Here is a 22,790-nt window from a genome sequence, read left to right as displayed (position 1 = left end):
TGGTGCGATACCCGCGAACCCTGTCAGCAACCTTTCACCCCGAAGGGCCGTCATGCGTATCCTGATGATCGAGGACGACGCCGCGCTGGCCCGCAGCATCGCCACGCTGCTGCGCGTCGGCGGCCATGCGGTCGACCACAGCGCCAGCGGCGAAGAGGCGCTGGAACTGGTGTCGGGCGAACCCTATGCGCTGGTGATCCTCGACGTCGGGCTGCCCGATATCGACGGCTTCACCGTGCTGGAACGCATGCGGCGGCGGGGGGACCGGGTGCCGGTGCTGATGCTGACCGCGCGCGACGCGCTGGACGACCGGGTGCGCGGGCTGGACCTTGGCGCCGACGATTATCTGCGCAAGCCGTTCGAGCCGGAGGAGCTGGAGGCACGGGTCCGCGCGCTGGGACGCAGGCGCGGCGGCGATCCGGTGCCCGAACTGGTCGTCGGGACGCTGTGCCTGCACCGGTCGTCGGGCGTGGCGGAGGTTGCCGGGCGTCCGCTCGACCTGCGCCGTCGCGAATGGGCGGTGCTCGACACGCTGGCGACCCGCGCCGGACAGGTGGTGACGCGCGAGCTGCTGCTGGCCGAAGTGTTCGGGTATGACGAACCGGTCGGCCCGAATGCGATCGAGGTCAACGTCACCCGCCTGCGCACCAAACTGGCCCCTGACGGCCCGCAGATCCGTACCGTGCGCGGCGTCGGCTATATGCTGGACGCGGGATGAGGGCGCGAAGTCCCGGCGTACCGCCCCATGCCATCGCGCTGCGCACCCGCCTGCTGATCGCGATGCTCGGCCCGTTGCTGGGCGTCGCAATCGTCGTCGGGCTGGTCGGCGCGACGCTGATCGCCGATGTCGTGCGCCGCGCCAACGACCGGGTGCTGGGCGGGGCGCTGGGCGCGATCGCCGAAACGGTGCAGGTCGAACGCGGCGAGGTGACGCTGGACCTGCCGCCCGCCGCGTTCGGGATGCTGGAGAATAGCGAGCGCGACAATGTCTATTACCGCATCGCGGTCGGTGGCGAGTTGCTGACCGGCTATGCCGATCTGCCCGCGCCCGATCCCGCCACATTGCCGATCGACGTGCCGCGCTTCCGCTTCGCCACCTATCGCGACCAGCGCATCCGCATCGGCGAGGTTCGCCGCGCGCTGCCCGCAGTCCGTTCGCCGGTGGTGGTGCAGGTCGCGGAAACGCTCGACAATCGGCGCGCGCTGACGCGGCAACTGCTCGTGGCGCTGCTCGTCGGCGAACTGGCGCTGGTCGGGATCGCCGTCCTGCTGCTGCGCCCGGCACTGGGATGGAGCCTGCGTCCGCTCGCCCGGTTGCGCGGCGCGGTGGAGGCGCGGGACGGACGCGCGCTGCCCGATCTGTCGCCGCTCGATACCGGTCCGCTGCCGCTCGAACTGCGGCCGCTTGCCGGGGCGTTCGACCGGCTGCTGGCCCAGCTCGACACCGCCACCGCCGCCACCCGCCGCTTCACCGCCGACGCATCGCACCAGATGCGGACGCCGCTGTCGGTGCTGAAGCTTCAGGTCGCGCTGGCCCGGCGGGGATCGCATGGCGCGCTGGACGAGATCGGCGACGCGGTCACCCGCCTCGAACGGCTGCTGACGCAATTGCTGTCGCTCGCCCGGGCGGAGGAAGCGGGCGCGTCCGCCGCACTGGAACAGGTCGACCTGCGTGAAGTCGCCGCCGCCGTCATCTCGCGCCGCATCGCGCAGGCGATCGAGGGCGGGGTCGAACTGCAACTCGATGCCGTCGCCGACCGTCGCTTCGCGGTCGCGGGGCATCGCACGCTGATCTTCGAAATTCTCAGCAACCTGATCGACAACGGCATCCGCTACAACGCGTGCGGCGGGACCGTCACCGTCGCGCTGGCGCGGACTCCCGATGCCGTGCTGCTGATCGTGCGCGACGACGGCCCCGGCATCGCCGAACACGACCGGACGCGCGTGTTCGACCGGTTCGTCCGGCTCGGCCCCGCCGACGGCCCCGACGGCAGCGGCCTTGGCCTCGCCGTCGTCCGGTCGGCGGCGCAGCGCATGGGCGCGACGGTCGACCTGCGCGACGCGCAGCCGGGACTGGCGGTCACGCTGCGCTTTCCGGCGGCGGCGTGACGCCTATTCCCACACCCGGTTCTTCGCCACCACGCCCGCCAGCGCATCGGCGATCATCCGGTCGTCGGCCGCCGATGGGTGATAGTCGCATCCCGTCATCGCCAGCCCGGTGACGGGTACATAGGCCAGCCGCCGTTCGCCCGCCGCGTGCAGCCGGTCGGCGACCTTGCGGACTTCCGCATCGATCTCGCCATTCGCCAGATCGGTCGCCCACAACACGAAGAACGCCTTGGGATGCCGCGCGCGCAGATCGCGCACGAACGTGACATAGCGTTCCTCATACGCCGCATGCAGCGCCGCGCGATCCTTCCACGGCTCGCCGGATTTCAGCGGCGTGGTGAAATCGTTGGTGCCCAGCGCGATGACGATCAGCTGCGGCGACCATCCCCGGTCGGCGGCGCGCGTCCGCCGGTCGAACAGCGTGTAGGGATAGGCGACCGGCAGCGTATCGGCGGCGAACCCGTCGTAATTGCGCACCACCCCACGCCCGGAAATCGCATGGACGCGTACGTCCGCGCCGTACTTCCGGCCGAGCAGCCCGGCGATCCCCGCCGACATATCGGTCGTCTCCCAGATCTGCGCCGCCGTACAACTGCGCGTCGGCGACAGGTTGCCATAGCCAACGGTATGCGAATCCCCGATGAACTCGATCGCGCGGGACGGGGAGGCGACACGCAATGCGCGCGTGCCCCGGTCGGCGTGGAAGCCGCCGAACGCGGTCGGTCCCGACTGGCTCTCGCTCACCACCTCCACCCGGACGCGATGATTGCCCGCGCGCAGCCCACCGATGCGATACCAGCCGGGGGCGGGGCGCACCATCCTGACCGGCGGCGCGTCGTCGGTCGTCACCGACAGGATCACCTCGCCCGCACCGACGCGGAACAGGATCGCGGTCCCGCGAAATGCGGTCTCGAACCGCGTCCCCGGCCATTGGCGGCGCAGCTCGTCGCCCGCCGGTTCGACCCGCCCGACGATCCGCATCGGCACCGGCCGGGTATCGGCGGGTGCGGGGGCCGGTGCAGCGACCGGCACCGGCTGCTGGAACGCGGCAAGCATCAGGATCAGGGGTGTCATGCGCGTCTCGCTTTTCGTTCGGGGCTATCCTGCTGCATAATACCGCTTATCCCCGGTCGAACAGCACATTCCCCGCACGGACCATATCCCCGGTCGTCAGTTTATCCGCCAGCCGGAACGGTGCGGGCGCGAGCATCACGATCGTCGATCCTTGTTCGAACCATCCCATTTCGTCCCCCTGCGCCAATGCCGCGTCGCAATCCGCCACCGGTTCCGCCCGGTCGCGCAGCAACGCCACGGTGTCGAGGAAGGTCAGCCGGATCGCCGCGACGAGGATCGCGGCGACCGGCACCAGCAGCACCGGCGTCCCGTCGTTCAGCCGCAACCGCACCGTCGCGCGCTCGTTGCGGCAATATAGCCGGTCGACCCGCTTGAGCGCGGGCGGATTGACGTTGAAACAGTCGCCCGGAAAGTACCGTACGCGGTCGACCGTCCCGTCCTGCGGCGCATGAAAGCGGTGATACATTCCCGCCGTCAGCCGCAACGTCACGAAACTACCGCCGATATAGGCGTCGCCTTCACCCCCGGTCAGCTCGGCGATCGAATAGCGTCGGCCCTTGGCCTGCACGATGCTGTCGCCCGCGATCGCGCCGCTGGCGACGACGATCCCGTCCGACGGCGACGCCAGCTGATCCCGGTTCGCCACGAAGGTCCGCGCGCCGGGTGTCAGTTGCCGGATGAAACAGGCGTGCATCGATCGCCATGCGCCGTCGCGCGCGTCGGACAGATCGACCGCGCTGAACGTCTTCCACACCGCGATCGACGCCCGCGCGACCCATGGATGCTCGATCTTGCTGAACCGTCCCATCGCGCGGGTCAGCGTGCGGCGCGGCAGCCAGTTGGTCGCGACATAGTTCAACCGTTCGTTTGCGGCCAATGCCGCGATGCTTCGTGCCAGCGTCATCAATGTTTCCCCGAAAGGCCATAATCGCGTAAGTCATGTCCACGCTCGCATTCGCGCTCGCCGCCGCCGGCACTGCCGGTCTCGCCGCCACCAAGGGTCGCGCCCGCCTCGCGCTCAGCCGCGCCAAGCACGGCTCGCTCGCCGGGCACGTCCGTTGGGGACAACGGATCGCGCGCCAGATCGCGTTCTACGACTATGACGATATCCGCTTCTTCGCCGCCGACGGCGCGTCCGACGATATCGCGGCGCGCCGCCGTGCGGGCTTCGAACGCCTGTCGGGCGTGTACGCGACACGCTTTCCGAAAACGCTCGCCGCCACCGCCAACCTGCGCGACGGGTTGTCCGATCTGAAATTCACCGGGCGATATCGCGTCCCGTTCCAGTTCGCGCGGCTGGTCCGCGAGCGCCTGCCGGTCGGCGCGTTCTATGCCGCGTCCGATGGCGTGACCGTCACCGATCTCGACGGCAATCGCTTTTTCGACCTTGCCGGGTCGTACGGCGTCAACCTGTTCGGTCATGATTTCTACAAGGATTGCATCGCCGACGGCGCGGCGCGCGTCGCCGCGCTTGGCCCGGTGCTCGGCAACTATCATCCGGTGATCGCCGACAACGTCACGCGGCTCAAGGCGATATCGGGCATGGACGAGGTGTCGTTCCACATGTCCGGCACCGAAGCGGTGATGCAGGCGGTGCGGCTTGCCCGCTATCACACCCGCCGCCCGCGTCTGGTCCGCTTCGCCGGCGCCTATCATGGCTGGTGGGGCGACGTGCAGCCGGGGATCGGCAACCCGACCCCGGCGGACCGGACGCTGACGCTGGCCGACATGTCCGACCGCACGCTGCGCGTGCTGGCGACGCGCCGCGATATTGCGTGCGTGCTGGTCAACCCGTTGCAGGCGCTGCACCCCAATCGCGGTGCGCCGTCCGACGGCACGATGATCGACAGCAGCCGGTCCGCCGCGCTCGACCGCGCTGCCTATCGCGACTGGCTGGTCCGGTTGCGCGACGTGTGCACCAAGGCGGGAATCGTGCTGATCTTCGACGAAGTGTTCATGGGCTTCCGCCTCGCCAAGGGTGGCATGCGCGAAGCGTTCGGCGTGACCCCCGACATGGTGACTTATGGCAAGACGCTGGGCGGCGGGTTGCCGGTCGGGGTGCTGGCCGGGCGCAGCGACCTGATGGCGCGGTTCCGGGCCGATCGCCCCGCCGATATCTGTTTCGCGCGCGGCACCTTCAACGCGCATCCGTACGTGATGGGCGCGATGAACGCCTTTCTCGAACGGCTCGACGGGGCGGAGGTCGCGGCGCTCTACGCCGGTGTCGATGCGCGCTGGGATGCGCGGCTGGCGCAGTTCAACGCCGCGATGGAACGCGCCGGACTGCCCGTCCGCGCGGCGGGCATGCAGACGGTGTGGACGATCACCTATGCGGTGCCGTCGCGCTACAACTGGATGCTGCAATATTATCTCCGCGAAGCCGGTCTGGCACTGAGCTGGGTGGGCACCGGGCGACTGATCTTCAGCCTGAACTATGACGACGACAGCTTCGCCGGGGTGATCGACCGGTTCATCGTCGCCGCCTCCGCGATGCAGGCGGATGGCTGGTGGTGGACTGCACCCGGCACCACCAATAAAATGCTGCGACGTCAGGTGCTGAAGGAAACGCTGGCGCGGCGGTTCGGGAGGGGCTGAAGAACCGCTTTCCTACACGATCGCGATCGGGCAGGGCCGGGCGGCTTTTTCGCATCGTCGACAGGATTGGCGGTCGGGGGGGCGGGCCGGCTCGCCACGGACCCTGCCGAACCGGAACGCGGTAGCACCCGCCACATCCGCTCGTGCCGAATAGGGGGCTGAGCGAAGCCGAAGTCCCGTATCGAAGCATCCGTGACGGTCCTTCGATACGCCGTTTCGGCTTCGCGCAACGGCTACTCGGGATGAGCGGTCGTGCCGGATGCACCCCCTTTGCCAAAACCGCACGAGTGTGACTTTCGTGACCTTTGGCCGGTCAGTGCCGCGCGGCGTCCTGCAATTCGGTGTCGATCCGCGCGCCTTTCAGCAACTGGACCGGTGCCTTGCGGTACAGCACGAAATCGTTGAACGGATCGGTCACGATCTTGGCCGCCCACACGATGCCGGTCTGCACGTCGCGCTGTACGAACAGTTGCAGCACGCGGAACAGCAGTCCGCCGACCGCCAGCGCCAGCCAGATCAGCGCGACATGGCGCAGGAACCCGAGGAAGCCGACATGCGGTTCGAAGATGCCGAACAGCGTGGGATCGATCAGCAGCGGGATCGGGCATGCCGCCCAGATGCCCATGAAGATGACCTTGCGGAACAGGTTGTACCCGACCTTGATCTCTTCCTTATGTTCGTGCGTCGCCTGGTTGACGTGGTCGTACGTCTTGGGTTCGAAAAAGAAATGTCCCGATTGCCGCGCGGTCATTGCGACCAGCCAGCCGAGCAGGCTGGCGACCGCCGGGTCGATCCACACCACGACATAGGCGATCAGGAACGTCGTCGCGCTGATGAAGTGCAGCGACTGGTTGATGATGCTGTGGTGGTAATATCGATGGTCGTCCCACCGCTGTTCTTTCAACGCTTCCTTGAAACCGGGCATGGGTCGTCCACCTTTTCGGGGTAAGATCAAGCGCTTGCGGCGTGCGCGAGCGTCGGGTGATTGTCCTGTCCCGCCGGAACGCGGCGGAAACAGACCAGCGAGAAATGGCCGAGCGGGGGCAAAGGCCGGCGTTCGACCAGCTGCGCGGTCGGGTGGCGGTCGGCCCAGTCGCCATAGACCGACCATGGGAAATCGGTGCGCCAGCCCAGCCGGCTGGTGACCGGCATCAGCGCGCGTTCGATCTTCGCGCGCATGCCCGCTTCCGCGCCCAGCCGGGTGGTGATGACGATCAGCCCGCCGGGCCGCACCACGCGCAGGAATTCGCTCAGCGCGCGGTCGGGATGGGGGACCGCCGACACGACATATTGCGCGACGACCACATCGAACGACCCATCCGCGAAATCCAGCGCCTCGGCATCGCCGATCGCGATCCGCTCGACCTGGGTCAGCTTCAGCCGTTTCACCCGGTCGCGCGCCTTGTCCAGCATCTGGTCGGCGATATCGATGCCGGTGATCCGGCTGTCGGCGCTGTATTGCGGCAGGCTGATGCCGGTGCCGACGCCTACCTCCAGTATCCGCCCACCGACTTCCTCCGCCGCGTCGATCGCGGCACGGCGACCCCGGCGAAATACGGGGCCGAACACCAGGTCGTACACCGGTGCCCAACGGTCATAGGCGCTTGCCACGCCCATGCGGTTCATATCCTGCGACAACTCGACCTGTCCCCAGTCTGCGCCAAACGGCCCGGTGGACAAGGGTGACGGGTTTCGATGACAAGCCGATGGCGATACGAAGACGCGAAGGTTTCAGTTTGATGAGACACCGCGTCATCAAGAAGAAACACAATTGTCGCGTCCGCACGCTACACGCCGGATCATCGCATGGACAAATGTCCGGTCCGCTCCGCCGGGAGGATAACGATGACGACGACCGATATATCCCGTCTGCCCGAACGTTCGCACAACGACAGTTCGCGGCAGTCGATGATGAAATCGCTGGCGCGCAAGGTGCCGGACTGGATCAACGATCCCCAATCCTATCAGGCGGATGGCCCGCGCCGGTCGTATCGCACCGTCTTCATCTCCGACGTCCATCTCGGTACGCCGGGATGCAGCGCGACGCAGCTGGTCGACTTCCTCCACGCGATCGAATGCGAAACGCTGTATCTGGTCGGCGACATCGTCGACGGGTGGCAGATCCGCAAGGGATGGTACTGGCCGTCCAGCCATAACGACGTCATCCGATCGATCCTGAAATTCGCGCGGCGCGGCACCCGCGTCGTCTATATCCCGGGCAATCACGACGAAGCGTTTCGCGACTATGTCGGTCTCGAATTCGGCGGCGTCGAGATGCTGGAAGAAGATATCCACGAAACCGCCGACGGCCGCCGGCTGCTGGTGTTGCACGGCGACAAGTTCGACGGCGTGGTGCTGTACGCCAAATGGCTCGCCTTCCTCGGCGATTATGCCTACACCGCGCTGCTCAAGGCGAACAGCGTGTGGAACTTCGCACGGCGCAAGCTGGGTCTGCCCTATTGGTCGCTGTCGGCCTATGCCAAGCATCGCGTCAAGAACGCGGTCAACTTCATCGGCCGGTTCGAGGAAACGGTGGCGCATGCCGCCGCTGAACATGGCGTCGACGGCGTGGTGTGCGGCCACATCCACACCGCCGAGATCCGCCGGATCGGCGACATCATGTACTATAACGATGGCGACTGGGTCGAAAGCTGCACCGCGCTGGTCGAGGACCATGCCGGCGTCATGTCGTTGATCGACTGGCGCGCCGAAACCTGGGGCAAGTCGTCCGCCGACCGGCAGGGCGTCGTCGCCGCGTGAGGATCGCGATCGTCAGCGATGCGTGGAGTCCGCAGGTCAACGGCGTCGTCCGCACGTTGCAGACGACGATCGCGCGCCTCCAGCATCGCGGCCATGTGGTAGAGGCGATCACGCCCGACGCCTTCGCCACCCGTGCCTGCCCCGGCTATCCCGAAATCCGCCTCGCGCTCGGCTGCGGCTCCGAAATGGCGCGGCGGATCGAGGCGTTCGCCCCGAACGCGATCCACATCGCGACCGAAGGGCCGCTCGGCTGGGCGGCCCGGCGCTGGTGCGTGACGCACGGCGCGCGCTTCACCACGTCGTTCCATACCAATTTCGCCGAATATCTCGCGCTGCGCACGCATCTGCCCGCCGCATTGTTCTGGCCGTTCCTGCGCCGGTTCCACCGCCGGGCCAGCGGCGTGATGACCGCGACCGAACGCGTGGCGCGGACGCTGGGCGATCACGGCGTTGCCGGCACCCGGCGCTGGTCGCGCGGCGTCGACCTGTCGCTGTTCAAGCCCGACGGTGCGCAACTCGATCTCGCCACGCTGCCGCGCCCGATCCTGCTCCATGTCGGCCGGATCGCGATCGAGAAGAACATCGAAGCGTTCCTCGCGCTCGACGTGCCGGGCACCAAGCTGCTGGTCGGCGACGGCCCGGCGCGCGCCGATCTGGAGCGGCGCTATCCGCTGGCGCGTTTCGTCGGGCTGAAACAGGGTGCGGCGCTCGCTGCGGCCTACCGCGCCGCCGACGTGCTGGTCTTTCCCAGCCGGACCGACACGTTCGGGCTGGTGATGATCGAGGCGCTGGCGTGCGGCACGCCGGTCGCGGGATATCCCGTGCCGGGGCCGCTCGACATCGTCGGCCTCGATGGTCTGGGTGGCGGCAGCGAACGGATCGGCGCGCTCGACGACGATCTGGGCCGCGCGGTCGCATCGGCGCTGACGGTCGGTCGCGACGCCTGCGCACGCGCCGGGGCCAGCTATTGCTGGTCGCGCTGCACCGACCAGTTCGTTCGCAACCTCGTCGACGCGGGGGTCGCGCGCCACTGAACGCCGTTATGCCGCACGCTTTTCATGGCGTTGCAGCATCGCGCCCGCTACGACCCGCTGCGACTGACAGGGGGAATTGGCGATGGCCGGTGGATTGGTGGCACTGCTCGACGACATCGCGGCGATCGCGAAGCTGGCGGCGGCGTCGCTCGACGATGTGACCGCCGCCGCCGGGCGCGCGGGGGCGAAGGCGGCGGGCGTGGTGATCGACGATGCCGCGGTGACGCCGCGCTATGTCGTCGGCCTGTCGCCCGCGCGCGAACTGCCGATCATCGGCAAGATCGCGCTGGGATCGCTCAAGAACAAGCTGCTGATCCTGCTGCCCGCCGCATTGTTGCTCAGTGCCTTCGCGCCTTGGGCGATCACCCCGATCCTGATGCTCGGCGGCGCGTTCCTGTGCTATGAGGCGATGCACAAGATCGTCGGTTCGCTGACCGGCGACCACCATGCCGACGATGCCGCGACGATCACCGACCCGACCGAACTGGAAGCGCGTCAGGTCAGCGGCGCGGTCCGCACCGACCTGATCCTGTCGGGTGAGATCATGGCGATCGCGCTGGCCGAACTGCCCGAAATGTCGATCGGGATGCAGGCGGTGGTGCTGGCGGCGGTCGGCATCGCGATCACCGTCGGCGTGTACGGCGTCGTCGCGCTGATCGTGAAGATGGACGATATCGGCCTCGCGCTAAGCCGTCGCGCCAGCACCATCGCACAGGCGGTCGGCCGCGGACTGGTCAAGGCGATGCCGGTGCTGCTGAAGGCGCTGGCGCTGATCGGCACGGCGGCGATGATCTGGGTCGGCGGCGGTATCATCCTGCACGGCATGGAGGAATTCGGCTTCACCGCCGTGCCGCATCTGGTCCACGACGCCGCGCACCATGCCGGCGCGGCGCTGCCCGCGGTCAAGGGGATCGCCGAATGGATCGTGACGGCGGCGGGATCGGCGGTCATCGGGCTGATCGTCGGCGGCATCATCGTCGGTATCCTGCACTTCATCCCGACGAAGAAGCACGCCTAGAGCGTTACCCGACAGGGTTGGATCACGGCTGCGCAGCGGTCGTCGGCAGGGCGATGACGGCGGTTCGACCTGGTCCGGTACCGGCCCAGCTATTCCCCGCGCGCCAGCCGTTCCTCGGTCGGCGTGAAGGCGGAGCGCGGCGACGGCGCGACCGCAACGTCGGTCGCGAAATAGGCGACGCCGGTGCTCGCCGCGCGGTCGATCCACAGCCCCGATCGCAAGCCATAGGCGTCGCCGGCATGACCGAACCGCCGCCGCCCGTCGCCGAACGGGTCGTCGCGGCACCCGTTGCCCGGCGTCGCGAGGAAGGTGACGGCAAGGCCGTAGCGGCACAGGAACCCGGCCTGGGCCGTGCCCGTCGTCGGGTCGCTGCCGGTATCGCCGTTACTGCCATCGAACGTCCAGAGTGGCCGTTCGAGCATCGCCGCCGATCGGCGCGACAACAGCCGCACCCCGTCGACCTGTCCACGCCCCAGCAGCAACCGCCCGATCCGCGCCAGCCCGCGTGCCGAGATGCGCAGGCCCCCCTGCGGCGAAAAGATCGCGCCGTTCGCACCGGCGCGCCATGTCGACAGGTCGCAACTGCCGTCTCGCGCGGGTTCGACCGGGCAGGGCGGGGCGCCGCCGCGATGATCGTCCTTCGTCGCGATTCGGTCGCGATACTGGACCACCGCCCGCGCGGCGAAGGCGGGCGAACAACCCGCCCAGTTGTAACAGGCGTCGATACCCAGCGGGGCGAACACCAGCCGCTGCATCGCGTGGTCGAACCGTTCGCCGGTCGCGCGCTCGATCACGCTGGCGACGACCGGAAAGTTGAGATTGGCATAGCGGAAATACCGCCCCGGCGGATGCGCCGCGTCCCACGCCTTCGGGTCGGCGATCGCCTTGCGTAGCGACGCGTCGAGCGGCAGGACATAGTCGACGCCGTCGGTCACCCCGGCACGATGCGACAGCAACAGCCGCAGCGTGACCGGCACGTCGGGAAAGCCGGGGTGCCGCAGCCGCCAGCCGAGCCGGTCCGATACGTCGGCGTCGAGGTCGAGCACGCCGTCATCGACCAGCCGCAGCACCGCGATCGCCACGACGAGCTTCGAGATCGAGGCGACGCGCACCGGATCGTCGGCCGTGACCGGACGTCCGGCGGCGATATCCGCCAGACCGTCCGCCTGCACCCGCGTCTCGCCCTGCCGGTCGAACGCGATCCGCACCTCCGCCACCGGGCCGGGCTGGACCGCAGCGACGATCAACGCGGCGGTCAGCACGACATACTCTCGCCGTTCCACCGCGCCGCGCCACGGCGGAAGGACAAGGGCATTCTCACGCCGCCTAGAACTTCACGTCCGCCTGCACCGTGAACGCCCGCCCGCGCGGATCGGCGACGCGCGGTTCCCACGACCCGCCGGCACCGGTGTTGGAATCATAGGTGATCGCGAACGGCGGGTCCTGATCGAACAGGTTCTTGACCCCCAGCGTCAGCCGCGCCCCGCCCATGTCGAGGAAGCTGACCGCAAGGTTGTAGGTCACATATTCCTTCACATATTCGTTGAAGCCTTCGCGCACGACGGTGCCGGCAAGGATGCCGGGCAGCGCCTGGTTGCGATATCCGTCGCGGTACAATTGCGTCAGCGATACCGAAATAGCGTCGGTCGAATAGCTGACGAACGCGTTGTGCTTCCACTTGAGGCCGAGGTCGCCGGCAAAGGTGAACACCCCGATCAGGCTGGGACCATAGTCCGATGCAGGGGTAAGCTTTTCGCGCTTCTTGAGCAGATAGGTGCCGTCGATCCCGGCAAGGAAGCTGCCGCCCAGCGCATCGAAGCCACCGCGTCCGGCGATTTCCAGCCCCTGCGTCCGCCGCGCGCCGGCATTGATCCACGTCCGGTCGATGAACGCGATCTCGCCGGTCGCGGGGTTGGGTATGAACCGGTCCGAGAACAGCCCGGCATTGTCGATCAGCTCGCGTTCGGTCAGCAACTGGATCGTATCGTCGACATTGATCGCCCAGAAATCGACCGACAGGCTGAACATCCGCGCCGGTTGGAACACCACGCCCGCGCTGAACTGCTTGGCGGTTTCCGGCCCTAGACCGGGGTTGCCGCCGGTGACGATCGTCGGCTGGATCGCCGCGCAGGCGGGGTTGGTGGTGTTGGGAATGCCGCCCGGGCAACGCACCGGATCGGCCAGATCGCGCCCGGCATAGGGCGACTCGGTCAGTCCGTTGAAGATCTGGTTGAACGTCGGTACGCGAAATCCGGTGTTGAACGATCCCCGGAACATCAGTGGTTCCCACGGACGATATTTCACCGACACCTTTGGATTGGTCGAACTGCCGAAACCGCTGTAATCGTCGATCCGCACCGCGCCGGTGACCTCGAACCCTTCGAACAGCGGCACGAGCAATTCGGCATAGGCCGCCTTCACTTCGCGGTTCTTCTTGCGCAGCGCGTTGACGTTGTCGAACGCCGCGAGGAAGATCACCGGCGCGGCCGCCGCCGCCGCATCCGATCCGTTGAAGCTGTAGGTTTCGCTGCGATAATCGATGCCCGCCGCGACCTGTACCTTGCCGCCGGGCAGGCGGAACAGCGGGCCGGAGATCGAGTAATCGATCTGCTTGACCTCATATTGACCGCCATACAGCGTCGCGCCTTCTGCCGACACGGCGTCTAGCCCGGCCAGCGCCGCTTCGGACTGGTTGACGCTGAACGGGTTCAGGATGCCGCTGTTGAGCAGGCCGGCCAGCCCCGCGCCGGTGGCACCCGGCGCGGTCGGGGCGGCGGGGTCATAGGCTCCGCTGGCCAACGTGCCGCGATAGAAATAGCCGCTGCCGAGCTGCGACGAAGACTCGCTTTTCGCATAGGAGCCGCCCGCCTGATAATCCCATCCTTCCCACAACGGCCCTTCGGCGGCGAGGGTGACGCGGATGGTCTTGGTATCGGTGGTATATTCGCGCTCGCCGCACGCGATGCAGCGCCACCGGAACGCGATCGGCTTGCCGTAATTGGCCGCGACCGCCGGGAAGGTGCCAAGGATGGCGTTATACACCGCGTTGTACGTCGGTGCGGTCAGCGGGTTGAGCGGATAGGCGACCTGGAAATTGGTCGTGTTGCTCGAAACCTGCGCGTTCGAAAAGCTTTTGGCCGAACTCGCGTCCGATCCGGTGACTTCCAGCGAAATGCGATGATCCTCCGCCACGCGCGCGACGGCGCGGGCATAATAGGTCAGCGTCTGGATCGGCTGCTGGATGACCGCCGCGCGGCCGGTATCCCATGCGCAGGCATAGCGGGCCGACGTGTTGTTCCACAGCGCGTCGTCATACGCCATGCCGCCGTCCATCGATTCACACCCCGCCCCGCCGGGAAGGTCGAGCGGATTGATGCCGCCGGCCGCCGCTACTGTCGTGCCGGGAATGACCAGCCCCGCCAGCGCCTGCGCCGCAACGGTCCCGCCCAGCAGGGTTCCGGTCGGAAAATATCGCGTCGACAGGTTCAGCGGAAAGGCGGTGGCAATCGGCGTGCCGCGCGTGTCGACCGACAGTCCGCGCTCCGGCTGGTTGCCGTTGACGAAGTCACGGTCCGATCCGCGCAGCGCCTGGTTCCAGCGATAGGCGACCGCGCCCATCACGTTGAACCCGTCGCGGTCCAGATCGCCATAGCCGGCGATTCCCGACACTCGATAGATGTTGCCGTCGCCCTGTTCGGTGACGTCGGTCGCACCGGTCGCACCTACGCCCTGATAATCGGTGCGGGTGATGAAGTTGATGACGCCGCCGATCGCATCGGTGCCATAGATCGCCGACGCGCCGTCCTTCAGCACTTCGACCCGCTCGATCGCCGCGAACGGGATCTGGTTCACGTCGACTGCCGATCCCGACAATCCGTGCGCCGCGACGCGCCGTCCGTTGAGCAGCACCAGCGTCGATGCCGAACCCTGTCCGCGCAGGTTCGCCGCCGACAGCCCGTTGGTGCCGCGCTGCGCACCCGACGTGACGTCGGAATTTGACGCCAGATTGTCCGCGCCCGATCCGTTGGTAGTCAACAGTCCGATGAGCTGTTCGGGGCTGGCGATGGCGTTGCGCTCGATCTCGGCATTGCTGATGATCTGAAGCGGCAGCGAACTGTCGTTCGGATCGCGTTTGATGCGCGATCCGGTGACCAGTATCTCGCCTTCGTCGGTATTGGCGACCGGCCCGGGCTGTACGGCGACGCCGGTCGGGGTGGCCGCTTCCTGCGTCGTCACGCCTTCGGGCGGCTGGGTCTGCGCGTTGGCGGTGCCGGCCGCGACCAGCGTCGCGAGCATCGATCCGCCGAGTAGAATCGTCCTGTACGTACCGCGCATGATGTTGCCCCCTTGTCGCCGGCCGTTCCCGGCCATGTCGACGACCATAAGCAACAAATTTGTCATGCAGTGAAAGGGGGTATCTTGCGCGTCGCAACATTTCGCCCGACCGTAGCGCGATGGTGACACCGAGGCGTCGCCCGACGAAGGATCAGGATGACCGCACGCACCGCCGATCTCACTATCGCCGCCGTGCCGTCGTCCGCTGTGCCGCCGCTGGCCGGGCCGGCGTTCGATCGCCGGCTGCTGCCGATGTTCGGGATATTGGGCTTCGCGGCGGGACTGCCTTTCTACATGTTCTCGACCGTGCTGGCGCTGCGGTTGCAGGCGCATGGCGTCGCGCTGGTCGTGATCGGGTTCTTCGCATGGGTCCAGTTGCTGCCGACCGCCAAGTTCCTGTGGGCACCGCTGGTCGACCGCTACGACGTGCCGGGGTTCGGCCGGTATTGGGGCAAGCGGCGCGGGTGGATGCTACTGTCACAGCTCGGTATCTTCGGTTCGATGGTGGCGATGGCGCTGACCGCGTCGGACGGCGATTTGTGGGTGACGGCGTGGTTCGCGGTACTGCTCGCGTTCTGGACCACCACGTTGGAGGTCGCGGCGGATGCGTGGCGGATCGAGTTGGGGCCGACCCCCGAAACGCAGGGGCCGATCGCGGCCGCGAACCAATGGGGCTATCGCTCGGCGATGGTCGCGGCGGGCAGCGGCGCGCTGATCCTCGCCGATATGGGCGGGTGGAGCGGGGCCTATCTGGCGATCGCGGCGGCGGCGTTCGTGCCGTTTCCCCTGATCGCGGCGACGCGCGCGGATGGCGCGCATGGCGGTGGGCGCGCCGTCGCGTTGCTGACCGGGGCGGCGGCCAGTGTCGTCATCCTCGGGCTGTTTGCCCTGATCGTTGCGGCTCTCGGCTATGCGCTTCTTTCGGCAGGGGCATGGGCCGGGATCGATGGCGGCACCAACGTCACTCCCTATGTCCTAGGGTTGTGCATGCTGCCCTTCGTCGCGATGGCGCTGGCACTGCCGCGTATTCGCCGCGCGCCGCCCACTTCGCGGTTGCGCGCATCGGCGGCGATCGGGCCGTATGTCGACTTTTTCTGGCGCTATGATCGCGGCGCGATCGTGCTGCTCGCGTTCGTATCGCTCTATCGCATGGGCGACGTGCTGGCGCTCAACCTCAGCAAGCCGATGATCCGGGGGCTGGGGTACAGCCTGACGCAGATCGGACTGGCGGACAGCTATATCGCGCTGGGGGCGGGCATCGTAGGGGTGACGACCGGCGGATGGATGGTCACGCGCTGGCCACAGGCGTGGACGCTGGTCGTCGGCGCAGTCTTCGCGGCGTTCGGCAATTTCGGCTTCGTCTGGCTTGCGCATCAGCCAGCGACCGAATTGTGGCTGTATCTCGCCACCGGTGCCGACCAGTTCGGCAACGGCATGGCCGGGGCGGTGTTCGTCGTTTACCTGTCGATGCTGGTCAATCCGCGCTTCCCGGGGGCGCAATATGCGTTCCTGTCGGGCTTCGCGTTCCTGTTGCCGCGGTTGCTGGCGGGGGCGGGTGGGGGGATGGTGCTTGCGATCGGCTATGACGGGTTTTTCTTGCTGTCGGGGGTGGTGAGTCTGGCCGCGCTGGCGTTCGTGCCGGTGCTGGGCCGTATCCGTGCGAAGGATGACGCGTGATCGACCGCATCGCCGATGCCGGCTTCGCGCCTGCCGCCGCCGCCGTCGAAAGCGGCGCGATCCCGTGCGCGGCGCTGGGCGTGGTGGACGCCGCCGGTCGCCGCGCGGTGCGCCTCACGGGCCACGCCGCGCTGTTTCCCGCGCCCGATCCGCTGACACGCGACCATTGGTTCGATCTCGCGTCGGTATCGAAGGTCGTGGCGACCACGACGATGATCCTGACGCTGGCCCGCGCGGGGCGGATCGACCTCGACGCGCCGCTGGCCAGCGCCATCCCCGACCTGCGCCAGTATGACATCGACGGCGCGCCCGAACGACGCCTGACCTTTCGCGACTGCCTGTCGCACCGCACGCATCTGCCCGCCGTTCATCCGGTCTATACCTATGGCGACGATCCGGCCCGGCTGCGCGCGTTCGTGCTGCAACGCGCATGGCCGGCAGGACCGGCGGTCTATTCGGATATCAACTTCATCCTGCTGGGCATCGCGATCGAACGGATCACCGGGCAGGGGCTGGACGCATGGCCGCTGGGGCCGGGCCTGTCCTATAGCCCCGCCGGGCCAGCAGTCGCCACCGAAGCCTGTACGTGGCGCGGGCGGATGCTGTGCGGGGAGGTGCATGACGAGAACGCCTTCGCACTCGGCGGCGCGGCGGGGCATGCCGGCCTGTTCGGCACGGTCGACGGCGTGCTCGACTTCGCCGCCGGGTTGCTAAACGATCCCGACGCGCATCGCGACATCCGCACGCGACAGGCGGGACACCGCACGCTCGGCTGGGAACTGCGCCACCCCGGCTGGTCGGGGGGACAGGCGTGTTCGTCCGACACGATCGGCCATACCGGCTTCACCGGCACCGGGCTGTGGATCGACTGGACGCGCGGGCGGGCATGGACGCTGCTGACCAACCGCGTTCACCCGACCCGCCACCGCGACAGCGGCATCTTCGCGCTGCGCCCGGCGGTGGGCGACGCAGTGGCGGGCGGATAGCTACTCCGCCGCCACCGCCTGCGGCTCGGGAATGGCGAAGCCGAACCGCGCCTCCACTTCCGGGTCCAGCCATGCGTGGATGTGATCCAGATCGGCGGCCGACAGCGGCGGATAGACGGTCGGCGTGAACGGGCGGTGGCCCTGCCCCTTGTAGCTGTCCTGCGGCACATAGGGCTGGGCATGTGCCAGTCCGGTGGCGGCGGACAGGTCGGCGATCACCCCGGCCGGATCAGCGCAGAACGCATCATGCCCCAGCAGCGCGACATGGTGCGCCCGGTCGTGCAGCCCGCTCCAGTGGCGCAGCTTTGCAGTCCGCTTGGCCAGCGCGTTGGCGAACCGCCGCCCGGTCGCGGGACAGCGTTCGTGCAGCATCTCGCGCCCCAGCACCGGGTGATCATGCTCCACGCCCCAGAATTCGGTATCCCAATAGCTGTGCCATTCCGCGCGGATGAAATCGGAAAAGCCGAGCGTCTTCAGATCGGGATGCGCGTGCCATGGCTGGCGGTGCAGGCTGCGCACCCAATCGACCGGATCGCGCGCGACCACCAGCACCATGACGTCGCGCGGGAACAGCACCTGTTCGGGCACGAACCAGTGTTTGAACCCGCACGTCTCGGTAAAGGCGTCGCAGCCCATATTCGCCTCGATCGCGCGGATCAGCACGTTGGTGCCCGAACAGCGCTGGCCATAGACCTGGATGCGGCGCACCGGTTCGCTGCCCCGGCGCAGCATCGTCAGGCCCGGGCGCGGCAAGGTCCAGCGATCAAGCGTCGGCATCGGCGTCTATTCCTATTAGAATCATCGGAAATCATTGCAATAGCGTAATAAATTGCGTCATGCCGCGTCGGGGCGGAGCCTGCAACGGGTGCGCGGCGTTGCAGCGCGAACGTTCGGAAAAATACTCGCGGGGGCGTATGACGACACAGCCGATGACCTTTTTCATCCATCATCAGGGGCGCGGACATGCCAACCGCGCGATGGCGATCATCCGCGAACTGCCGCCCGAACGCCGCGTCACCGTGCTGTGCGCGCGCCCCGACCTGTTCGACGGATTCGAACTACCGATCGAACGGATCGCACTGCCCAACATGATCGGCGCACCGGTGCCGACCCGTGCGCTGTTCGACCAGCCGACGCCCGAAGTGCTGCACTGCGTGCCGTTGGGCGTCGATGCGACGCGGCGGACGATGCGCACGATCCTCGATCATCTCGACGACGTGTCGCCCGCGCTGTTCGTGATCGACGTGTCGGCAGAGATCGCGCTGCTGTCGCGCATCGCTAGCGTGCCGGCGGTCAAGATCCGCATGCATGGCGATCGCACCGATCCGGGACATCTCGGCGCCTATCAGGCGTGCGTCGGGTTGCTCGCACCGTTCGACGAGGCGATCGAGCAGGACGACTTCCCGCCCGCGATGCGCGCGAAGACCTGTTATACCGGTGGACTGTGCACCACGGTCGACCCGGTTCCGACCCGCGAAGCGGCGCGCGCGCGGCTGGGCATCGATCCCGATCGGGAAGTCGTGCTGGTGCTGACCGGCGGCGGCGGGGCAGGGACGCCCTATGCCCCGCTGACCATGGCGGCGCGGGCGGTGCCCGACGCACTGTGGCTGGTGGTCGGACCGGTCCATCGCGAAGGGCACGAGACCGATTTCGGCAATCTGGTCGAACGCGGCTGGGTCGACGGCGTGACCGATCACATCGCCGCTGCCGATGTCGTCATCGCCTCCGCCGGCGACAATACGGTGCACGAGATCGCCCGGGTCGGGCGACCGTATATCTGTGCCCCCGAATGGCGCTATTTCGCCGAACAGACGCGCAAGGCCGACCGGCTGGCCGATGTCGGCGCAGCGATCGCACTGCATCAATGGCCCGGCTCGCTGGCCCCGTGGCGCGGCCTGCTCGACGCGGCGAAAGCGTTGGACCCGGCGGCACTCGCCGCCCTGTACGATCCGGGCGCGGCCAAGGTGGCGGCGGACTATCTGGAAGGGCTGGCCGTGGACCTGTGGGCGTAAGCCTCGATCGAACACCCGTTGATGACGTATCGAGGCATGTGTGGCATCCTTCGATACGCCACTTCGACAAGCTCCGTGGCTACTCAGGATAAACGGGTCTTATCCTATGGCCGAGCTTCGGCCTTCTTTCCGCGCCTCCGCGCCTCCGCGCCTCCGCGTGAACCACCTTCTCCGTGCCTTCGCGCCTTCGCGTGAAAATCTCCGACCCGAAGACCGGCCCCCTAACTGAACCGCGCATCCTCGCAAAAACTCGCCGCTACTTCCGCCGCAAAAGGTCGACGCAACACCGCGATTGCCTCCGCCGTATCCGACCATTCGATCAACCCGGCCGCAGCAAACTGCCCCAGCCAATAGTCCATGCACCACCGCCCCCAGCGCGCGCGGAACAGCGTCGCGTTGCGCAGGATCGCGTCGAACTGGTGCAGCGGCGGGATATGGACCGCGTGATGCTGATGATACGCTACCGCGCCGCCGACCCATGCCATCGGCACCCCCGCCGCCGCCAGTCGCGCGCCGAAATCGGTTTCCTCGCCGCCATAGCCGACATAGGTCTCGTCCATGCCGCCCGCCGCATCCCATGCCGTGCGGGGCAGCGCGAACGATAGCCCCCACAATTCGCCATGGCTCGGCACCGCACGGATTTCCTCGTCCGCCAGCGCAGGCTTGGCGGGATGCCGTTCGCCGATTGCCGTCAGCATCGCGGGGTCGATCGGCCCGTCGATCGGTGGCAGATAGCGCACTTCGCCCAGATACACTGCGGGCTCTTTCGCCAGCACCGCACCATAGCGCGCGACCAGCGTCGGCGACGGGATGCAATCCACATCGAGGAAGATCAGCATGTCGCCGCGCGCCGCCGCCGCCGCCGCATTGCGCGCCCGCGCCAGCGGCATCGGGTCACCCGGCACGAACAGTTCGCGCACCGGCACGCTCGGATCGGGCAGTCCGGCGGGCGCGGCATCCTGCATATACGCGATCAAGACCTCGTCGGGTCGTACGGTCTGGCCCGCGATCCCGGTCAGCAGATTGGCGAGATGCGCGGTCCGGCCGCGCACCAGCGTACAGACGCTGATCACGCCGACAGGCGCTGTACCGGCCGCGCGCGGAAATGCGCGACGCCTTCCATGATGCCGAACGCATAGCCGGTCCGGGCGACATAGCTGTGGGCAAGATCGGGGCGCTGGGCCAGCCCATCCGAATAATTGCCGACGATGATCGCATGGGCACAGGTGCGCAGCATTTCGACGTCATTGCCGCTGTCGCCCGCGACGATCACCTGATCGCGACGCAGTTCGAAATACTGGCGGACATATTCGACCGCCGTCCCCTTCGATGCGGCCAACGGCAGGATATCCAGATAGCGGCCATGGCTGTGGATCACCGACGCGGTCAGCCCGGCGGTGCTGAGCGCGTCGCGCACCCGTTGCGCGATATCGCTGTCGCCATCGGTGAAATAGCTGAGTTTGTGCCGACGCTGTTCCAGCGGACTTTGCGGACGCAGGCCGGGCAGCGTGTCGAGCAGCGTGCCGATCGCCTCACGGTCCCATCCGGCGTCGATGATCGCGCTCCATGCGTCGTCGCGGGTGTAAACCCCGCCATGCGCACGGTGATAGATCTCCGACCCGACCGACGTGATCATCACCGCAGGCGGCGCGACCAGATTCTGCGACAGGATCGCCAGCGCGCTGTGCAGGCTGCGTCCGGTCGCGATGCCGAACGCCATGTCATGCTGGTCGCCGTGCCACAGGTTGAACGCCTGCGCCGCTTCCGCCTCGCCCAGTAGCGTGTTGTCGATATCGGATACCAGCAACAGGCGCGGTGGTTCGACCGGAACGGGGGCGGGCGGGGCGATCACCGCCTGCGCCAGTTCGACATAGCGTTCGACATGTCCGTCCCAGTCGTACAGCCGGGCCGCCATCGCGCCCGCCGCCGAATACCGGTCCCACAGCGCGTCGTCGGACAGGATGGTCAGCACCGCCTGTCCGATCGCGTCCGGGCTGCGCGGGTCGACGAGGATGCCGTTGCCGCATCCTTCGATGATGTCGTTCGGCCCGCCGCTGTCGGTCGCGACCAGCGGCAGGCCAGACGCCGCCGCCTCCAGCAGCGTCAGCCCGAACGGCTCGTTCAGCGCGGGATTGACGAACACGCCGCGCCGGACGCGGGCATGGGCATAGATCGACGGCACTTCGTCGGGCGAATGGCTCTTGGGCAGCGCGACCGATCCGTACAGGTCATAGCGATCGATCAGTTCGAGCAGTTCGACCATGTTGCCCGCCAGTTCGGGTTCCAGCGTGCGCAGATCGTCGCGCGTCCCGGCGACGATCACCAGATTGGCGATGGCGCGCAGGGCGGGGCTCCGGCCATAGGCATGCACCAGCGCCGCAAGGTTCTTCTTGCTGACCGGCCGGGCGATGGCGAGGATCACCGGCTTCGACGGATCGGCGAGGAACCGATCGATGCGCGCGTCCACGGCCGGATCGGTGCGGTCCCCGGCGAACAGCGTCAGGTCGCTGCCCGGCGGCACGATGCGGATGCGGCCGGGATCATAGGCGGGATAGCCGGCGAACTGGATCTCCGCCTCGTCGCGCGACGATGCGATGATCGCATCGGCGGCGGCGATGGCGCGGTCCTCGATCGCGATCCGACGATCCAGCCCGCGCGTTTCCGCACGATCGGTGCCGAACGCCTTCTGTTTGACCAGCCCCAGCGAATGCGCGGTGAACAGATACGGGATGCCCAGCCGTGCCCTGATCTCGGCGGCGATCGCGCCGGCATCGGCGTAATGGGCGTGGATCAGGTCGGGACGGCGGTCGAGCGCCGCAAGGTGCGCGACCAGCGCGTCGACGATGCCGTCATGCTCGCGCCACAGCGCTTCCTTCGGCAGATAGTCGTTAGATGGGCTGGACAGGCGGACGATGCGTGTCGTGGCGTCGATCGTTTCGATCGGCTGTGCATAGGCATCACCATGCCCGCTGCCGCGAAAGGCGCGGGTAACGATCTCGATCCGGTCGATCGCCGGATGCCGGCCGCTGGCGGCGACCAGATCCAGCAGATAGCGGATGTGGCCCCCCGTATCGGCGTTCACACCATATTCGACCTCACGCGCACGAAGACAGCCCTGCAACGCGAGGTGTAGGATGAACATTACGGAACTTTCCCGTTCGATTACACGATCTTGGGATCGCAGGGGCGG

Annotated in this window: 18 protein-coding genes; 9 read left to right on the top strand and 9 right to left on the bottom strand. The window is 67.6% G+C overall.

What is annotated here, in order from left to right; all coding sequences use genetic code 11:
• The first annotated feature begins 52 nt into the window (after positions 1-52).
• On the top strand, positions 53-718 hold the full coding sequence (locus tag IFT55_RS07360; protein WP_192090537.1) for a response regulator: 666 nt from the start codon (positions 53-55) through the stop codon (positions 716-718).
• The gene (locus tag IFT55_RS07355) at positions 715-2,109 is read left to right on the top strand and encodes a sensor histidine kinase (RefSeq protein WP_192090536.1); all 1,395 of its coding nucleotides are present in this window, start codon (positions 715-717) and stop codon (positions 2,107-2,109) included. The genes IFT55_RS07360 and IFT55_RS07355 overlap by 4 nt, the downstream gene beginning before the upstream one ends.
• Positions 2,110-2,112: 3 nt before the next feature.
• Here the strand turns inward: IFT55_RS07355 and IFT55_RS07350 are convergent, their stop codons facing one another.
• Together IFT55_RS07350 and asd are read right to left on the bottom strand one after the other, a co-directional pair.
• On the bottom strand, positions 2,113-3,183 hold the full coding sequence (locus IFT55_RS07350; RefSeq protein WP_192090535.1) for an SGNH/GDSL hydrolase family protein: 1,071 nt from the start codon (positions 3,181-3,183) through the stop codon (positions 2,113-2,115).
• Positions 3,184-3,229: 46 nt separating this feature from the next.
• Positions 3,230-4,087: an archaetidylserine decarboxylase gene (gene asd, locus IFT55_RS07345; RefSeq protein ID WP_192090534.1), complete on the bottom strand. Its 858-nt coding sequence runs from the start codon at positions 4,085-4,087 to the stop codon at positions 3,230-3,232.
• Between the two features lie 35 nt (positions 4,088-4,122).
• Between asd and IFT55_RS07340 the strand changes: the two genes are divergently transcribed.
• A complete protein-coding gene (locus tag IFT55_RS07340) occupies positions 4,123-5,778 on the top strand; it encodes an aminotransferase class III-fold pyridoxal phosphate-dependent enzyme (protein ID WP_192090532.1) in 1,656 nt (551 codons plus the stop codon).
• Positions 5,779-6,091: 313 nt separating this feature from the next.
• On the opposite strand, the gene IFT55_RS07335 is transcribed toward IFT55_RS07340, so the two are convergent.
• Both IFT55_RS07335 and IFT55_RS07330 read right to left on the bottom strand, forming a co-directional pair.
• Positions 6,092-6,703: a hypothetical protein gene (locus IFT55_RS07335; RefSeq protein WP_192090530.1), complete on the bottom strand. Its 612-nt coding sequence runs from the start codon at positions 6,701-6,703 to the stop codon at positions 6,092-6,094.
• 26 nt (positions 6,704-6,729) lie between these two features.
• Positions 6,730-7,395: a class I SAM-dependent methyltransferase gene (locus IFT55_RS07330; RefSeq protein ID WP_249403650.1), complete on the bottom strand. Its 666-nt coding sequence runs from the start codon at positions 7,393-7,395 to the stop codon at positions 6,730-6,732.
• Between the two features lie 294 nt (positions 7,396-7,689).
• Between IFT55_RS07330 and IFT55_RS07325 the strand changes: the two genes are divergently transcribed.
• From IFT55_RS07325 to IFT55_RS07315, 3 genes are all read left to right on the top strand, one after another.
• Positions 7,690-8,538, top strand: a complete 849-nt coding sequence (locus tag IFT55_RS07325) for a UDP-2,3-diacylglucosamine diphosphatase (RefSeq protein ID WP_192090770.1) — start codon at positions 7,690-7,692, stop codon at positions 8,536-8,538.
• Positions 8,535-9,572, top strand: coding sequence for a glycosyltransferase (locus IFT55_RS07320; RefSeq protein ID WP_192090528.1), 1,038 nt, complete (start codon positions 8,535-8,537; stop codon positions 9,570-9,572). Before IFT55_RS07325 ends, IFT55_RS07320 begins: the two co-directional genes overlap by 4 nt.
• An 82-nt stretch (positions 9,573-9,654) precedes the next feature.
• Complete coding sequence (locus IFT55_RS07315) at positions 9,655-10,590, top strand: DUF808 domain-containing protein (protein WP_192090526.1); 936 nt, start codon at positions 9,655-9,657, stop codon at positions 10,588-10,590.
• A gap of 89 nt (positions 10,591-10,679) precedes the next feature.
• On the opposite strand, the gene IFT55_RS07310 is transcribed toward IFT55_RS07315, so the two are convergent.
• Positions 10,680-11,873, bottom strand: a complete 1,194-nt coding sequence (locus tag IFT55_RS07310) for a serine hydrolase domain-containing protein (RefSeq protein WP_342029251.1) — start codon at positions 11,871-11,873, stop codon at positions 10,680-10,682.
• Between the two features lie 43 nt (positions 11,874-11,916).
• The gene (locus tag IFT55_RS07305; protein ID WP_192090525.1) at positions 11,917-14,925 is read right to left on the bottom strand and encodes a TonB-dependent receptor domain-containing protein; all 3,009 of its coding nucleotides are present in this window, start codon (positions 14,923-14,925) and stop codon (positions 11,917-11,919) included.
• A gap of 156 nt (positions 14,926-15,081) precedes the next feature.
• Here IFT55_RS07305 and IFT55_RS07300 point away from each other — a divergent pair, with 156 nt between their 5' ends.
• Both IFT55_RS07300 and IFT55_RS07295 read left to right on the top strand, forming a co-directional pair.
• Positions 15,082-16,602, top strand: coding sequence for a permease (locus tag IFT55_RS07300; RefSeq protein WP_249403649.1), 1,521 nt, complete (start codon positions 15,082-15,084; stop codon positions 16,600-16,602).
• Positions 16,599-17,588, top strand: coding sequence for a serine hydrolase (locus IFT55_RS07295; RefSeq protein WP_192090523.1), 990 nt, complete (start codon positions 16,599-16,601; stop codon positions 17,586-17,588). The genes IFT55_RS07300 and IFT55_RS07295 overlap by 4 nt, the downstream gene beginning before the upstream one ends.
• Here the strand turns inward: IFT55_RS07295 and IFT55_RS07290 are convergent, their stop codons facing one another.
• Entirely contained in the window at positions 17,589-18,365 is a 777-nt protein-coding gene (locus IFT55_RS07290) for a hypothetical protein (protein WP_192090521.1), read from the bottom strand.
• A gap of 152 nt (positions 18,366-18,517) precedes the next feature.
• Here IFT55_RS07290 and IFT55_RS07285 point away from each other — a divergent pair, with 152 nt between their 5' ends.
• On the top strand, positions 18,518-19,600 hold the full coding sequence (locus IFT55_RS07285; RefSeq protein ID WP_249403648.1) for a glycosyltransferase: 1,083 nt from the start codon (positions 18,518-18,520) through the stop codon (positions 19,598-19,600).
• 221 nt (positions 19,601-19,821) lie between these two features.
• On the opposite strand, the gene IFT55_RS07280 is transcribed toward IFT55_RS07285, so the two are convergent.
• Together IFT55_RS07280 and IFT55_RS07275 are read right to left on the bottom strand one after the other, a co-directional pair.
• Positions 19,822-20,673 (bottom strand): galactosyltransferase-related protein, encoded by an 852-nt coding sequence (locus IFT55_RS07280; RefSeq protein ID WP_192090517.1) that lies wholly within the window; start codon positions 20,671-20,673, stop codon positions 19,822-19,824.
• Positions 20,670-22,742, bottom strand: a complete 2,073-nt coding sequence (locus IFT55_RS07275) for an HAD-IIB family hydrolase (RefSeq protein WP_192090515.1) — start codon at positions 22,740-22,742, stop codon at positions 20,670-20,672. Before IFT55_RS07275 ends, IFT55_RS07280 begins: the two co-directional genes overlap by 4 nt.
• Between the last annotated feature and the right edge of the window lie 48 nt (positions 22,743-22,790).

The sequence above is a fragment of the Sphingomonas sp. CFBP 13720 genome (assembly GCF_014842075.1).
GTDB lineage: Bacteria > Pseudomonadota > Alphaproteobacteria > Sphingomonadales > Sphingomonadaceae > Sphingomonas.
This window is presented reverse-complemented; position numbering and strand designations above follow the sequence as displayed.